A 15,356-nucleotide genomic window follows, 5' to 3' on the forward strand; every position below is an offset into this window, starting at 1 on the left:
TCAGGCCCCGGGTTCCAGGTCCAGCCGCAGCTGGGCCAGCACCGGCTGCGACGGCGGCCGCAGGCCGCGCCACAGCGCGAAGGATTCGGCCGCCTGCTCCACCAGCATGCCCAGGCCGTCGCGGGCCTGCGCGCCCTGCTGCGCGGCCCAGGCCAGGAAGGGCTGGGCCGCGGGGCCGTACATCATGTCGTAGACCAGGCAGCCGGGGCGCAGCACGCTGGCGGCGATGGGGATCTGCGCGCCCGCCAGGCTGCTGGCGGTGGCGTTGATGACGAGGTCGAAACTGCCTTGCAGCGCTTGCAGCCCCTGCGCCTGCAAGGCGCTGCGGTGCCGCGCCGCCAGGTCGGCGTGCTGCGCGGCCAGGGCCTCGGCCTTGCTGGCGGTGCGGTTGCAGACCACCAGCTGCTCGGGCGCCTGTTCGAGCAGCGGCGCCAGCGCGCCGGCGGCGGCGCCGCCCGCGCCCAGCAGCAGCACGCGCCGCCCGGCGATGGGCACGCCGGCGTTGCCCACGATGTCGGCCACCAGGCCCAGGCCGTCGGTGTTGTCGGCATGGATGCCGCCGCCCTCTTGCAGCACCAGGGTGTTGGCCGCGCCGGCGCGGCGCACGCGCTCGCTGTGGCTGCTGGCGATGGCCGCGGCTTCGAGCTTGAAGGGCACGGTCACGTTCAGGCCCTTGCCGCCGCCGGCCGCGAAGGCGCGCACCGCGCCGGCAAAGCCGTCGAGCGGCACGAGCTGCCGCTCGTAGCTCAGGGCCTGGCCGCTGAGCGCGGCGAACAGGCTGTGGATGCGGGGCGAGCGGCTGTGGGCAATCGGGTTGCCCATCACGCAGTAGCGGTCGATGGCTGGCATGGTGTTCTCAAAAATAGGAGCTGTTAGCGCTTGTATTGTCTATGTTTTAATGTGTTTTATATTTGAAAACGTTTATGCATAAGTGCCAATAGCTATGGTTTTATTCAAGGCTGGCGGTTTCCAGTACCTGCTCGCGGGTGAAGCGGAACCTGGAGACTACCGCGATCTGGTCGGCCCGGGCGCGCAGCTGCGCGCCGAAGTGGCCAAAAGGCCCGGCGCTGGCGGCGATGGCCTCGGCGCGCCGGTCGAGCTGGCGGTTGCCCGAGCTCTGGTAGACCTCGGTGCCGAGCACGCGGCCGTCGTGGTTCACCGTGATGGCCATGACCAGCTCGCCATAGAGCTTTTGGCCGCCGGCCTCGGGAAAATTCTCGGTGCCGCGGGCCTCCACCTTGCGGCGCAGCGCATCGTAGTACAGCGCATAGACCGCCTCGCGGGTGGCGGGGCTGATGTAGCGCTTCTTGGGCCGGGCGTTTTCCTCGTGGATGCGCTTTTCGATCTCGGCCAGCAGCTGCAGCAGCTGCTGGCGCCTTTCCTGCTGCTCGGTGCCGGTGGCGCCGGCCTGGCTGTCGCCCGGCAGCGGGTAGCTGGCGAGCTGGCGGCGCAGGCTGGCCAGCAGCTGCATCTGCTGCGCCTGCATGGCGTCGATGCGGCGCTGGCGCTCCTCGAAGTCGTCGCCCATCCGGCTCAGGGCCGAGGTGGGCAGCGGGCTGCTGGCGCGCTCGCCGGCCTGGGCCGATTCGCCGCCGCCCGCGAGCCGGGCCTGCGCCAGCGCCTGGGGCCGCTCGGGCGCCTCGGCGGAGCTGGCGTTGACCAGGATGACTTCGAGCGGCGTGTCCTCGAACAGGCGCTGCAAGGCATCGGGCCGGGTGAAGCGCAGGCCGAGCAGCGCGGCATGCACGGCCAGCGAAAACAGCAGCGCCGCCTGGAGCGTGCTGGGTCTGCGCAGCCTGGCCAGCCCGGTCACGGTGCCTGCTACTGGCTGCCTGCCGCCGCGGGGCCGCCCTCGCTGTCGCCCACGTCCACCGCGATCGCGATGGGGCCGGCGGCGTCCTCGTCGTCGTCCTCGTCGCCCTGCTGCACGGCATCCGCGCCGGCGGGCGCGGCGGCATCGTCCAGCCGCTCGATCACCGTGCCGCTCACGTCGAGCGTGATCTCGTCGATCTCGCCGAGCTTGACCCGCACCTGCGCGCCGCGCGGCAGGTTCTGCGCGCCCAGCACTGGAAACACCAGCGGCAGCGTGTCCGCGCGCACCATGAAGCTGCCGTTCGCGCCCTCCTTGATGACGCTGGCGGTCAGCTCGGTGAGCTGGTTCTGCTCCAGGTACTTCAGCGTCCAGTAGCGCTCCATGCCGGCCTGGTAGCCGTTGTAGGCGCCGTAGGCGGCGTCGAAGCCGCTGATGATGGAGAACAGCTCCGCATCCTTGGGCTTGAATGGCGCGGCCAGCGCGGCGGTGGCGCCATGGCGCGCGCAGGCGATGATCTGCCACTGGTTCACCAGGTCGGTGTAGCGGCGCAGCGGCGAGGTGGCCCAGACATAGCTCTTGACGCCGATGCCCGCATGCGGCAGCGCCTTGGTGGACATGCGCACCTTGACGCCCGGCGCCAGGCTGGCCTGGCTGCGGTAGATGCCGGGCACGCCCAGCTCGGCCAGCCATTCGCCCCAGCTGCTGTTGGCCACGATCGCGGCCTCGGCCACGATCAGGTCCAGCGGCGCGCCGCGCTTGCGCACGCTGATCTGCACCGTCTCGCTGCCGTCGGGCACCTCGCCATCGTTGCCGACGAGGCGGAAGTTGTAGTCCGGCCGGTTGAAGTTCTCGGGTTTGCCGCGCACCACCTCGCGCTGGGCCTTGAGGTGCCTGGACAGGCGGTACAGAAAGCTGAGCTCGCTGCGCTTGTCCAGCAGCGGCTGGGGCGTGCCCTCGACCGAGACCGAGGCATCGCTGAGCCATTCCTCGGTGGCGATGTGGTCGAGCTTGTCGTAGCGGAAATTGACCGCCACTGGCACGCGCTCGAGCCGGGTCACCTTGGAGATGACCGCCAGCGTGGCCTCGTCGTAGGTCACGTACAGCGACACCGCCGGGTTGGCGCGGCCCTCGTCCAGCGTGTAGATCTGCACCACCTCGTCGGGCAGCATGGTGATCTTGTAGCCGGGCATGTAGACGGTGGAATAGCGGCTGCGGCCCACCTGGTCCAGCGCCGAGCCGGGCGTGATCGCCAGGCCCGGCGCGGCGATGTGCACGCCCACCGTCACCTGGCCGCTGCCCAGGCCCTGCACCGACAGCGCATCGTCGATCTCGGTGGTGGCCGAGTCGTCGATCGAATAGGCCTGCACCTCGGCCAGCGGCAGCTCGGCCGGCGGCTGCGGCGCCGCCAGCGGCGCAAAGCCGGTGCCCTTGGGAAAGTTGTCGAACAGGAAGCGCTGCCAGTGGAACTGGTACGAGGAGCGGATCGCGCCGGCCTCCTGCAGCAGCTGCAGCGGCGCCTGGTGCGCGCTGCGGCTGGCTTCGACCACCGCCTTGTATTCGGCGGCGTTCTTGTCGGGCCGAAACAGGATCTTGTACAGCTGCTGCTGCACCGGCTCGGGGCAGCGGCCCGCCACCAGCTCGGCGGCCCAGGCATCGATCTGCGCCTGGACCTGCTTTTTCTTCTCGATCGCGGCCAGCGCCTGCTGCACGATCTCGGCCGGCGCCTTCTTGAAGCGGCCCTTGCCGGCGCGGCGGAAGTAGTGCGGCGCCTCGAACAGCGCGAACAGCGCCGCCGCCTGCTCGACGGTGCCGGCGCTGGCGGAGAAATAGTCGCGCGCCAGGTCGGCAAAGCCGAACTCCTCGCCGGGCGCGAATTCCCAGGCCAGCTGCGGATCGATGTCGGCAGCCAGGGCCTGCGCCTGGGCCATCAGCTCGGCGGGCGCGGGCTTGTCGAACTTGAGCAGGATATTGGCGGCCTTGGCCTTGACCCGCTTGCCGGAGTCCAGCTCGATCTGCGCGGAGCTATCCGCCTCGGAGAGAATGCGGCCGGCCAGGAATTTGCCGGCATCGTCGAACAATGCGTACATAGCCGGCTATTTTCCCATGGCGCGGGGGGCTGCCCGGTTTTACCACTCCATGAAGACCGCGATTTCCGGCAGGTAGTCGGCAAAATTGGACAGCGCATGGTCGCCGCCGGGCTGCAGCCGCAGCCTGGCCTGGGGGTAGCGCGCCACCATCTCGCGCCAGTCCAGCACCTCGTCGCCCTGGGCCGCCAGCAGCAATTCGGGGCCCGCGGGCGGCAGCTGGCGCACGTCCAGGGCCTGCAGCTCGGCGATGAATTCGGGGCGGAAGAAAAAACGCTCCCCCGGGTCGTGCCAGGCGCTGAGCTCGCCGATGTACTTCTCCAGGTCGCGCGCCGGGTTCACCGCGGGATTGATCAGCACGCTCTTGCAGCCCAGCCGCTGCGCGGCCCAGCTGGCATAGAAGCCGCCGAGCGACGAGCCGACCACCGCCAGCCGGCCGGGCTCGGCCAGCGGCCAGCCGGCCGTCAGCCGCGCCACCAGCGCCATCGCCGCGCGCGGCGATGGCGGCAGCTGCGGGCAGCACCAGGCGAGCCCGGGCACATGGGCCTGCACATAGGCATGCATCTGCCGCGCCTTGGCGGAGCGGGGCGAGGAGCGAAAGCCGTGCAGGTACAGCAGGTGGGTGGTGGGCATGCCCGCCATCATAGGGCGCGCGGCGATAATGGCGCCCATGCAGGATGTTCTCGACAAACCCAGTGTGCTGCAGCGCGTGCTGCCGATGCTGCGCGGCTACGACTGGCCGCTGATCTTCATCATCGCGGTGCTGGCGGCGATCGGGCTGACCGCGATGTACTCGTCGGGCTACGACCATGGCACGCGCTTCGTCGACCATGGCCGCAACATGCTGCTGGCCTGCGGCATCATGCTGGTGGTGTCGCAGATCCCGCCGCAGCGGCTGATGCTGCTGGCGGTGCCGCTGTACACGCTGGGCGTGGCCCTGCTGGTGGCGGTGGCGCTGTTCGGCATCACCAAGAAGGGGGCGCAGCGCTGGGTGAACCTGGGCATCGTGATCCAGCCCAGCGAGCTGCTCAAGATCGCGATGCCGCTGATGCTGGCCTGGTGGTTCCAGCGGCGCGAGGGCGCGCTGCGGCCCGTGGATTTCGCGGTGGCGCTGGGCCTGCTGGCGGTGCCGGTGGGCCTGATCATGAAGCAGCCCGACCTGGGCACCTCGCTGCTGGTGCTGGCCGCCGGCCTGTCGGTGATCTATTTCGCGGGCCTGCCCTGGAAGCTGGTGCTGCCGCCGGTGCTGCTGGGCGTGGTCGGCATTTTGCTGGTGGCGCTGTACGGCCACCACATCTGCGAGGACGGCATGGACCTGAAGGTGCTGCACGAATACCAGCGCCAGCGCATCTGCACCCTGCTCGATCCCACGCGCGATCCGCTCGGCAAGGGCTTTCACATCATCCAGGGCATGATCGCCATCGGCTCGGGGGGCTTCCTGGGCAAGGGCTTCATGGCGGGCACGCAGACGCACCTGGAGTTCATCCCCGAGCGCACCACCGACTTCATCTTCGCGGCCTATTCCGAGGAGTTCGGGCTCGCCGGCAACCTGCTGCTGATCTTTTTCTTCCTACTGCTGGTGTGGCGCGGCCTGGCGATCGCGATGCGCGCCAGCTCGCTGTTCGGGCGGCTGATGGCCGGCGCGGTGGCGATGATCTTCTTCACCTATGCCTTCGTGAACATGGGCATGGTCAGCGGCATCCTGCCAGTGGTGGGCGTGCCGCTGCCGTTCGTGAGCTACGGCGGCACCGCCATGGTCACGCTGGGGCTGGCGCTGGGCATCCTGATGTCGGTGGCGCGGGCGCAGCGGCAGCTGGTGGACGAGCGCAGCCCCTTGCTCTGAGCTTGCGCGCCGGGGTTTCGCCCTTACATGCGATACCCATGGTGCCAAGCCCTAAAATCCCTGCATGACAACCGCTGCCTTCCCCACTTCCGCGCTGCCCCAGATCGAGTCCACCGCGCAACGCCTGGCCATCGCCCGCGACCTGCTGCTGACGCCCTTCGGGCTGGATGAGTCGCACCTGAGCCGCGCGCTGGCCGACATCCGCGCCCACAAGGTGCATGATGCGGACCTGTACTTCCAGTACACCCGCGCCGAGGGCTGGAGCCTGGAGGAGGGCATCGTCAAGACCGGCTCCTTCTCCATCGACCAGGGCGTGGGCGTGCGCGCGGTGGTGGGCGAGAAGACCGCGTTCGCGTATTCGGACGACATCTCCGAGGCTTCGCTGCTGGATGCCGCGCACACGGTGCGCGCCATCGGCGCGCAGAGCCAGTCGGCGCGGGTCTCGGTGCCCAAGCGGGTGATCGCCCCGAGCCGCTCGCTCTATCCCGAGCTGGATCCGATCGCCACGCTGGACAGCACGGCCAAGGTGCAGCTGCTCGAAAAGGTCGAGCGGCTGGCGCGCGCCAAGGACCCGCGCGTCAAGCAGGTGATGGCCGGCCTGGCCAGCGAGCACGACGTGGTGCTGGTCGCCCGCGCCGACGGCACGCTGGCGGCCGATGTGCGCCCGCTGGTGCGCCTGTCGGTGACGGTGATCGCCGAGTACAAGGGGCGCCGCGAGGTCGGCTCGGCCGGCGGCGGCGGCCGCTTCGGCCTGGCGTATTTCGACGATGCGCTGGTGCAGCAGTATGTGGACGAGGCGGTGAAAGCGGCGATGACCAACCTCGAGTCGCGCCCCGCGCCCGCCGGCGAGATGACCGTGGTGCTCGGCCCCGGCTGGCCCGGCGTGCTGCTGCACGAGGCGGTGGGCCACGGGCTGGAGGGCGACTTCAACCGCAAGGGCTCCAGCGCCTTCAGCGGCATGATCGGCCAGCGCGTGGCCGCCAAGGGCGTGACGGTGCTGGACGACGGCACCATCGCCGACCGCCGCGGCTCGCTGAACGTGGACGACGAGGGCCACCCCACGCAGCGCAATGTGCTGATCGAGGACGGCATCCTCAAGGGCTACATCCAGGACGCGATGAACGCCCGGCTGATGAAGGTCAAGCCCACCGGCAACGGCCGCCGCGAGAGCTATGCGCACATTCCGATGCCGCGCATGACCAACACCTACATGCTCGGCGGCGACAAGGACCCGCAGGAGATCATCGCCTCGATCAAGAAGGGCCTGTACGCCAGCAACTTCGGCGGCGGCCAGGTGGACATCACCAGCGGCAAGTTCGTGTTCTCGGCCAGCGAGGCCTACTGGGTGGAGGACGGCAAGATCCTCTATCCGGTCAAGGGCGCGACCATCGTCGGCAGCGGGCCGGAATGCCTCAAGCGCGTGAGCATGATCGGCAACGACATGCGCCTGGACAGCGGCGTGGGCACCTGCGGCAAAGAGGGGCAAAGCGTGCCGGTCGGCGTGGGCCAGCCCACGATGCGCATCGACGGCCTCACGGTGGGCGGTACCGCCTGAGCCAGCGCGGCGATTGCCGGTTTCTTGCAAGGCCCATCGATGGATGGGCTTTTTTATTGCATGGATTTACAAGTGGTGCAGTTTTTCTGCGTTTTTTGGTCTTGATATGGCCTGGTCGCAGTTTTCTTGCGTTTCTGGAAAAAATAATTGCTGCACCTGCACAGACTGTGGTACATTGGCGAAATGCAAATTCGCAGCGCTTCCTACTTTTACTTTTGGTTCTCGGTCCAAGGCGGACGAGAGGCCTGAGCGCGCGAGCACCCAAACCTCCCACTGAACCGCCGCAGCTGCAAAGCCCGGCGGTTTTTTGTTACCCCTTCCACATTCCCACGACTTTCAAAGGAACGACAGATGAACCCGACAGCGCACCCTGCAGGCGATGCCTGGTATCGCGGCGGCGAAAAAACCAGCCAGACCGACGACCAACGCATCCAGGACATCACCGTGTTACCGCCTCCCGAGCATCTGATCCGCTTCTTCCCCATCCAGGGCACTCCCGTTGAATCGCTGGTGACCAACACCCGCAAGAGCATCAACAACATCATGTCCGGCGACGACGACCGCCTGCTGGTCATCATCGGCCCGTGCTCCATCCACGATCCGCAGGCCGCGATCGAATACGCCCGCCGCCTGCAGGCGGTGCGCAAGGAGTACGAGGACACGCTGGAGATCGTGATGCGCGTGTACTTCGAGAAGCCCCGCACCACGGTGGGCTGGAAGGGCCTGATCAACGACCCCTACCTCGACGAGAGCTACCGCATCGACGAGGGCCTGCGCATCGCGCGCCAGCTGCTCATCGACATCAACCGCCTGGGCGTGCCGGCGGGCAGCGAATTCCTCGACGTGATCTCGCCCCAGTACATCGCCGACCTGATCTCCTGGGGCGCGATCGGCGCGCGCACCACCGAAAGCCAGGTGCACCGCGAGCTGGCCTCGGGCATCTCGGCGCCCATCGGCTTCAAGAACGGCACCGACGGCAACATCCGCATCGCCACCGATGCGATCCAGTCGGCCAGCCGCCCACACCACTTCCTGTCGGTGCACAAGAACGGCCAGGTCGCCATCGTGCAGACCAAGGGCAATGGCAACTGCCATGTGATCCTGCGCGGCGGCAAGACCCCGAACTACAGCGCCGAGCATGTGGCCGCGGCCTGCAAGGACCTGGAGGCCGCGCACCTGCCGGCCACGCTGATGGTCGACTGCAGCCATGCCAACAGCTCCAAGCAGCACGAGAAGCAGCGCGACGTGGCGCGCGACATCGGCCAGCAGCTGGCCGGCGGCTCGCGCCAGGTCTTCGGCGTGATGATCGAAAGCCATCTGCAGGCCGGCGCGCAGAAGTTCACGCCCGGCAAGAACGATCCGGCCGCGCTGGCCTACGGCCAGAGCATCACCGATGCCTGCCTGGGCTGGGACGATTCGGTGGCCACGCTGCGCGAGCTGTCCGAATCGGTGAAGGCGCGGCGCATGCGCGCAAACACCGAAGAGGCAGAAGCCGCGGTCGTGTAAGCTGGAGCCCTTGCCGCAATCAAGAGGAGGGCTGGATGCGCAATGCGATGAAGGTGGTGCTGGACGACGGGCAGGAGTTCCTGCACGACTTCGACGGCGCCGAGGCCATGGGCCACGAGGACGGCCGGCGCTGGCTGGATCAGGAATTCGTGCGCATGGATTGCGAGCCCCTGCGCGCCAGCGGCAAGGTGCTGATCGTGGACAAGGTGGTGTCGGTGGCCAAGGCCGCGGGCGCCGCCCGGTTCGCCGATGCCGACTGGTTCGCCCAGTATGCGGCGGCCAGCATCGGCGCGCTGGCCAGGCCCAGCGTGGTGGTCGACACCCGCAAGATGACGGTGGATTTCTAGGCCCGGATTTGCAGCCGGGACACCAGCCGGTGCAGACGCCATCTGTGCTGGCTGTTATTTTTTGGGGGGCAGGGCATAGCCGCCCATGGCGCTGGCGTTGAGCGTGAACGCCGCACAACGCTCAACGCAAAACGCTCAACGCCCCTTCAGTGCCGCCAGCAGCTTGCCGTGGATGCCGCCGAAGCCGCCGTTGCTCATGCACACGAGCACATCGCCCGGCCGCGCCGCAGCCTGCACCTGGCGCACCAGCGTGTCCACGTCGGCGGCGGTCTGGGCGCGTGCGCCCATCGGCGCCAGGGCCTGCGCGGCATCCCAGTCCAGGCCGGCGGTGTGGCAGAAGGCCAGGTCGGCGGCTTCCAGCGACCAGGGCAGCTGCGATTTCATCGTGCCCAGCTTCATGGTGTTGCTGCGCGGCTCGAACACCGCGAGGATGCGCGGGCCGGCCCCGAGCTGGCGGCGCAGCCCGTCGAGCGTGGTGCGGATGGCGGTGGGGTGGTGCGCGAAATCGTCGTAGACCGCGATCCCGCCCACCGTGCCGCGCAGCTCCATGCGCCGCTTGACGTTGCGAAACCGCCCCAGCGCGGCGGCGGCGGTGGCGGGCGCCACGCCCACATGCTCGGCCGCGGCAATCGCGGCCAGCGCATTGAGCTGGTTGTGCACGCCGCTCAGGCCCCATTCCAGCCGCGCCACCGGCCGGCCGGCGCGCAGCACCTCGAAGGCATGCGGCTCGCCCGTGGCGCTGAATTCGTCCACCGCGCTGCCAAAGCGCACCACCTCGCTCCACACGCCCTGGTGCAGTACGCGCGCCAGGCTCTCCTCCAGCCCGTTGGCCACGATGCGGCCCGAGGCCGGCACGGTGCGCACCAGGTGGTGGAACTGGCGCTCGATGGCGGCCAGGTCGTCGAAGATGTCGGCGTGGTCGAACTCCAGGTTGTTCAGCACCGCGGTGCGCGGGCGGTAGTGCACGAACTTGCTGCGCTTGTCGAAGAAGGCGGTGTCGTATTCGTCGGCCTCGATCACGAACAGCGGGCGTTCGCCGCGACTATTGCCGCCGCTGCCGCCCAGGCGGGCGGAGACGCCGAAGTCCAGCGGCACGCCGCCGACCAGGAAGCCGGGCGCAAGGCCGGCCGACTCCAGCACCCAAGTCAGCATCGAGGTGGTGGTGGTCTTGCCGTGGGTGCCGGCCACGGCCAGCACGTGCCGGCCCTGCAGCACGTTCTCGGCCAGCCACTGCGGGCCGCTGGTGTAGCGGGCGCCGGATTCCAGGATGGCCTCCATCAGCGCAAACTTCGGGCTGCCGTCGGCCAGCCGGGCGCGGCTGACCACGTTGCCGACCACGTACACATCGGGCTTGAGCGCCAGCTGCTCGGCCCCGTAGCCCTCGATCAGCTCGATGCCCAGCGCGCGCAGCTGGTCGCTCATCGGCGGATAGACGCCCGCATCGCAGCCGGTGACCTTGTGCCCCGCTTCTCTTGCCAACGCGGCCACCCCGCCCATGAAGGTGCCGCAAATACCCAGGATATGAATGTGCATGCGGCATTCTATGAGGACTGCGGCAGGGCTTGGCAGATGGGTCACAATGGGCCATGGACAATGACCTGACCCTGGAAATCGCCCACACCGCCGCCCGCATGGTGGTGGAGGACGGCATGGAGTGGGGCCCCGCGAAGAAGCGCGCAGTCAAGCTGCTGGGCGCGCCGGCGCGCAGCGCGCTGCCCGACAACGACCTGCTGGAGGTGGCGGTGCGCGAGTACATCGCGCTGTTTTGCGCCGACACCCAGCCGCAGGAGCTGCAGGCGCTGCGCGCGCTGGCCCTGGTGTGGATGGAGCGCATGCAGGAGTTCCGCCCGCACCTGGGCGGCGCGGTATGGAGCGGCGTGGCCACGCGGCATTCCGACATCCACATCCAGCTGTTCTGCGACGATCCCAAGTCGGCCGAGATCGCGCTGATCAACCAGGGCGCGAGCTACGAGGTGTCGTCCACCTCGGGCATGCGCGGCGACAGCGTGGACGTGCTCACCGTGGGCAGCCCGTGCCGGCCGCTGGCGCAGATGGTGGGCGTGCATTTCATCATCCACGACCGCGACGACCTGCGCGGCGCGCTCAGGCCCGATGCGCGCGGCCGCGTGGCGCGGGGCAGCACCGAGGCGCTGCGCCGTTTGCTGGCAGAATCCGAGGCCACGCCATGACTGCCCTCACACCTTCTCCATCCCCGAGCCGGCGCTGGCTGCTGGGCGGCGTTGCCGTGGCCGCCGGCCTGGCCGGCGCGGGCCTGGCCTGGTGGCGGCTGCGGCCTGCCGAGGTGGCCGCGGGTGCCGAGGCCGGCCTGTGGTCGCAGCAGTTCGCCGGCCTGCCCGGGCAGCCTGCGGTGGCGATGCGCCAGTACCTGGGCAAGCCGCTGCTGCTCAATTTCTGGGCCACCTGGTGCCCGCCCTGCGTCGATGAGCTGCCGCTGCTCGACCGCTTCTACCAGGAGCGGCGCGCCGCGGGCTGGACGGTGCTGGCGCTGGCCGTGGACCAGGAGGCGGCGGTGGCCCGCTTCCTGCAGCAGATGCCGCTGTCGCTGCCGGTGGCCATCGCCGGCATGCAGGGCGCGGCGCTGGGCAAGGAGCTTGGCAATACCGCCGGCGGTTTGCCCTACAGCGTGCTGTTCGATGCGAAGGGAATGGCCCGAGAACGTAAAATGGGGCAACTGCACGAGTCCGACCTGCAAGCCTGGAGCGGGCTCGTGTAAATCTTTACATGGCCAATCTATGTGCAGATGGCTGGAAATAGAATATTTTGAATCGAATAGGCCGGATTTCGAGTAAATTTGCGCCCTGTTCGATTTTTTGCGGTGGGAACTGCCATGGATTTACGCAAACTGAAAACCTTGATCGACCTGGTGTCGGAGTCCAATGTATCCGAGCTGGAAATCACCGAAGCCGAAGGCAAGGTGCGCATCGTCAAGGGCGGTGGCGCGGTAGCCCAGCAATACATACCGGCGGTGCCGGTGCAGGCGCAGCCGGTGGCTGCCGTGCCGGTGGCCGCTGCGGCGCCCGCTGCCGCCGAGCCCGCAGCCGCCGCGGCGGCCGAGGGCCATACCGTCAAGTCGCCGATGGTCGGCACCTTCTACCGTGCCTCGAGCCCCGGCGCCAAGCCTTTCATCGAGATCGGCAGCGAGGTCAAGGAGGGCGAGACCCTGTGCATCGTCGAGGCGATGAAGATCCTCAACGAAATCGAGTCCGACAAGTCGGGCATCGTCAAGCGCATCCTGGCGGAAAACGGCCAGGCGGTCGAGTTTGGCCAGCCGTTGTTCGTGATTGAATAAGGCTGTGCCTATGTTCAAGAAAATACTGGTTGCCAACCGAGGCGAGATCGCCTTGCGGGTACAGCGCGCCTGCCGCGAGCTGGGCATCAAGGCGGTGATGGTCTATTCCGAGGCCGACCGCGATGCCAAGTACGTGAAGCTGGCGGACGAGGCCGTGTGCATCGGCCCGCCGCCGTCCGCGCACAGCTACCTGAACATGCCCGCGATCATTTCCGCCGCCGAGGTGACGGATGCCGAGGCCATACACCCCGGCTACGGTTTCCTGAGCGAGAACGCCGACTTCGCCGAGCGCGTGGAAAAGAGTGGCTTCCAGTTCATCGGCCCCACGCCCGAGTCGATCCGCATCATGGGCGACAAGGTCTCGGCCAAGCAGGCGATGATCAAGGCCGGCGTGCCCTGCGTGCCGGGCTCCGACGGCGAGCTGCCCGATGATCCGGTGCAGATCCGCCGCATCGCCAAGGCCATCGGCTACCCCGTCATCATCAAGGCGGCGGGCGGCGGCGGCGGGCGCGGCATGCGCGTGGTGCACACCGAGGCGGCGCTGGTCAACGCGGTGCAGATGACCAAGGCCGAGGCCGGCGCGGCCTTTGGCAATCCCGCGGTGTACATGGAAAAGTACCTGCAGAACCCGCGCCACGTCGAGATCCAGATCCTGGCGGACAAGCACCGCAATGCCGTCTACCTGGGCGAGCGCGACTGCTCCATGCAGCGCCGCCACCAGAAGGTGATCGAGGAGGCGCCCGCGCCCGGCATTCCGCGCAAGCTGATCGAGCGCATCGGCGAGCGCTGCGTCAGCGCCTGCAAGCGCATCGGCTACCGCGGCGCCGGTACCTTCGAATTCCTGTACGAGGATGGCGAGTTCTACTTCATCGAGATGAACACCCGGGTGCAGGTCGAGCATCCGGTGACCGAGCTGATCACCGGCATCGACATCGTCAAGACCCAGATCATGGTGGCGGCCGGCGAGAAGCTGCCGTTCACGCAGCGCCAGATCAACGCGCAGCTGCGCGGCCATGCGATCGAGTGCCGGGTGAACGCGGAGGATCCGTACAAGTTCACGCCGTCGCCGGGCCGGGTCACCACCTGGCACATGCCGGGCGGGCCGGGCGTGCGCGTGGACTCGCATGTCTATGCCAACTACTTTGTGCCGCCGAACTACGACTCGATGATCGGCAAGATCATCGTGCACGGCGACACCCGCGAAGAGGCCATCGCCCGCATGCGCACCGCGCTGCTGGAGACCGCGGTCGAAGGCATCACCACCAACCTGCCGCTGCACCGCGAGCTGATGGTGGATGCGCAGTTCAACGCGGGCGGCACCAACATCCACTACCTGGAAGAGTGGCTGGCGGCCCGCAAGCGCTAAAAAACATAGCTGCTGGCGCTTGTTTGGTAAGGTTTTCAATGTTCTGTAGCATTGAAAACCTTATCCAGTAAGTGCAAGCAGCTCTGAATTTCATAGTCATGCATGCTGGCATTTCACGGGGAATGCCAGCTTTTTATTTTTAAGGATGGCCCGCCATGTTTGAACTCTGCCTGCTGTGCCCGGAAGACCGGGTGGAGGGTATCGGCGATGCGCTCGATGCCCTGGATGCGCTGAGCGTGTCGGTGGAGGATGCGGATGCGCACACCGAGGCCGAGCAGGCGCTGTTCGGCGAGCCGGGCATGCCGCCGCCCAAGGAGGGCTGGAGCCGCAGCCGCGTGGTGGCGCTGTTCGCCAGCCGCGAGGCCGCCACCGAGGCGCAGCAGCTGCTGCAGGTGCAGGACTTCTTTGCCGGCTGCAGCGTGCTGGCGCTGCGCGAGGTGGCGCAGCAGGACTGGGTGCGACTGACGCAATCGCAGTTCGCGCCGGTGGACATCACGCCCGACTTCTGGATCGTGCCCAGCTGGCACGAGCTGCCGCCCGAGGCCCGGCGCAGCATACGGCTCGATCCGGGGCTGGCCTTCGGCACCGGCACCCACCCGACCACGCGCATGTGCCTGCGCTGGATCGCGCGCCAGCCCGAGGGCAGCCTCGGCCGCACGCTGGACTATGGCTGTGGCTCGGGCATCCTAGCGATCGGCGCCGCCAAGTTCGGCGCCAGCGATATCGACGCGGTCGACATCGACCCGGCGGCGGTGGAATCCACCGGCTACAACGCCCAGGCCAATGGCGTGCAACTCACGGCCGGCCTGCCGGAGCGCGCGCAAGGCGCTTACCACACGGTGCTGGCCAACATCCTGGCCACGCCGCTGAAGGTGCTGGCGCCGCTGTTGTGCGGCCATGTGGCGCCGGGCGGCAGCCTGGTGCTGGCGGGCATCCTGGAGCGCCAGGCCGACGAGCTCAAGGAGGCCTATGCGTCTTACCTGCAGCTCGAGGTGGCCGATGCGGAAGACGGCTGGATCTTGATGACCGCGCGCCGCGGCTGACGGCGACCCGGCTTCTACAATGCGCAGACCATGAGCCAGATCACCTGTTGCCCTGAGTGCCACACCCGCTTCAAGGTGGTGGACGACCAGCTGCGCATCGCTGGCGGCTGGGTGCGCTGCGGCAAATGCAAGGCGGTGTTCGATGCGCCGGCGCATATGTGGCGCAGGGCGGCGCAGGCCGCAGATCCTGCCGCCTCCGTCGCCACCGACCCCGAGGCGCCGATGCCCGAGCTGTCGGTGCTGGTGTTTCCGCGGCGCTCGGGCCATGGCGAGCCCGCCTATGTGGACCCGAGCTGGCAGGAGCCCTACCTCGAATCCCGGCCCGTGCCGGAGAGTGAGTTGGAGCCTGGATGGGAGGGCGAATGGGACGCCGCGCATGCCGCGCCCGGCCCACGCATCAGCCCCGCGCCGTTTTCCGCGCCCGACGACATGCAGGAGCTGCAGGCGCGCGCGGAAAAGCTGCTGTCGGCATCGGCGCGGGGGGGGGCG

The 15,356-nt window shown here is 68.3% G+C and carries 15 protein-coding genes; 10 read left to right on the top strand and 5 right to left on the bottom strand.

Annotation, left to right across the window (positions count from 1 at the left end):
• The 4 genes from aroE to ACODRX_RS21720 all read right to left on the bottom strand — a co-directional run bounded on the left by aroE (nucleotide 1) and on the right by ACODRX_RS21720 (nucleotide 4,530).
• A complete protein-coding gene (aroE, locus tag ACODRX_RS21705; protein ID WP_488873618.1) occupies nucleotides 1–849 on the bottom strand; it encodes a shikimate dehydrogenase in 849 nt (282 codons plus the stop codon).
• Between the two features lie 100 nt (nucleotides 850–949).
• Nucleotides 950–1,813 (bottom strand): energy transducer TonB, encoded by an 864-nt coding sequence (locus ACODRX_RS21710; protein WP_488873619.1) that lies wholly within the window; start codon nucleotides 1,811–1,813, stop codon nucleotides 950–952.
• 8 nt (nucleotides 1,814–1,821) lie between these two features.
• Nucleotides 1,822–3,900: a ribonuclease catalytic domain-containing protein gene (locus ACODRX_RS21715; protein WP_488873620.1), complete on the bottom strand. Its 2,079-nt coding sequence runs from the start codon at nucleotides 3,898–3,900 to the stop codon at nucleotides 1,822–1,824.
• 39 nt (nucleotides 3,901–3,939) lie between these two features.
• Nucleotides 3,940–4,530 carry a YqiA/YcfP family alpha/beta fold hydrolase gene (locus ACODRX_RS21720; RefSeq protein ID WP_488873621.1) on the bottom strand — a complete coding sequence of 197 codons (591 nt, stop codon included), beginning with the start codon at nucleotides 4,528–4,530 and terminating at the stop codon, nucleotides 3,940–3,942.
• Nucleotides 4,531–4,567: 37 nt separating this feature from the next.
• On the opposite strand from ACODRX_RS21720, the gene rodA reads away from it, so the two are divergent.
• From rodA to ACODRX_RS21740, 4 genes are all read left to right on the top strand, one after another.
• Nucleotides 4,568–5,740, top strand: a complete 1,173-nt coding sequence (gene rodA / locus ACODRX_RS21725; RefSeq protein WP_488873622.1) for a rod shape-determining protein RodA — start codon at nucleotides 4,568–4,570, stop codon at nucleotides 5,738–5,740.
• A gap of 64 nt (nucleotides 5,741–5,804) precedes the next feature.
• A complete protein-coding gene (gene tldD, locus ACODRX_RS21730) occupies nucleotides 5,805–7,295 on the top strand; it encodes a metalloprotease TldD (protein ID WP_488873623.1) in 1,491 nt (496 codons plus the stop codon).
• 351 nt (nucleotides 7,296–7,646) lie between these two features.
• Complete coding sequence (locus ACODRX_RS21735; protein ID WP_488873624.1) at nucleotides 7,647–8,801, top strand: 3-deoxy-7-phosphoheptulonate synthase; 1,155 nt, start codon at nucleotides 7,647–7,649, stop codon at nucleotides 8,799–8,801.
• Between the two features lie 35 nt (nucleotides 8,802–8,836).
• Nucleotides 8,837–9,148, top strand: a complete 312-nt coding sequence (locus ACODRX_RS21740) for a hypothetical protein (protein ID WP_488873625.1) — start codon at nucleotides 8,837–8,839, stop codon at nucleotides 9,146–9,148.
• A gap of 135 nt (nucleotides 9,149–9,283) precedes the next feature.
• Here the strand turns inward: ACODRX_RS21740 and mpl are convergent, their stop codons facing one another.
• A complete protein-coding gene (gene mpl, locus ACODRX_RS21745; RefSeq protein WP_488873626.1) occupies nucleotides 9,284–10,681 on the bottom strand; it encodes a UDP-N-acetylmuramate:L-alanyl-gamma-D-glutamyl-meso-diaminopimelate ligase in 1,398 nt (465 codons plus the stop codon).
• Nucleotides 10,682–10,734: 53 nt separating this feature from the next.
• On the opposite strand from mpl, the gene ACODRX_RS21750 reads away from it, so the two are divergent.
• The 6 genes from ACODRX_RS21750 to ACODRX_RS21775 form a co-directional block, all read left to right on the top strand.
• Nucleotides 10,735–11,337 (top strand): hypothetical protein, encoded by a 603-nt coding sequence (locus tag ACODRX_RS21750; RefSeq protein ID WP_488873627.1) that lies wholly within the window; start codon nucleotides 10,735–10,737, stop codon nucleotides 11,335–11,337.
• Complete coding sequence (locus ACODRX_RS21755) at nucleotides 11,334–11,882, top strand: TlpA disulfide reductase family protein (RefSeq protein ID WP_488873628.1); 549 nt, start codon at nucleotides 11,334–11,336, stop codon at nucleotides 11,880–11,882. Before ACODRX_RS21750 ends, ACODRX_RS21755 begins: the two co-directional genes overlap by 4 nt.
• Before the next feature lie 114 nt (nucleotides 11,883–11,996).
• The gene (gene accB / locus ACODRX_RS21760) at nucleotides 11,997–12,458 is read left to right on the top strand and encodes an acetyl-CoA carboxylase biotin carboxyl carrier protein (RefSeq protein ID WP_488873629.1); all 462 of its coding nucleotides are present in this window, start codon (nucleotides 11,997–11,999) and stop codon (nucleotides 12,456–12,458) included.
• Between the two features lie 10 nt (nucleotides 12,459–12,468).
• Nucleotides 12,469–13,824: an acetyl-CoA carboxylase biotin carboxylase subunit gene (accC, locus tag ACODRX_RS21765; RefSeq protein WP_488873630.1), complete on the top strand. Its 1,356-nt coding sequence runs from the start codon at nucleotides 12,469–12,471 to the stop codon at nucleotides 13,822–13,824.
• A gap of 155 nt (nucleotides 13,825–13,979) precedes the next feature.
• Entirely contained in the window at nucleotides 13,980–14,867 is an 888-nt protein-coding gene (prmA, locus tag ACODRX_RS21770) for a 50S ribosomal protein L11 methyltransferase (protein ID WP_488873631.1), read from the top strand.
• Between the two features lie 30 nt (nucleotides 14,868–14,897).
• Nucleotides 14,898–15,356, top strand: a 459-nt coding sequence (locus ACODRX_RS21775) for an MJ0042-type zinc finger domain-containing protein (RefSeq protein WP_488873632.1), incomplete at its 3' end; no start/stop codon positions are given.

Source organism: Comamonas sp. FG99 (assembly GCF_057808605.1).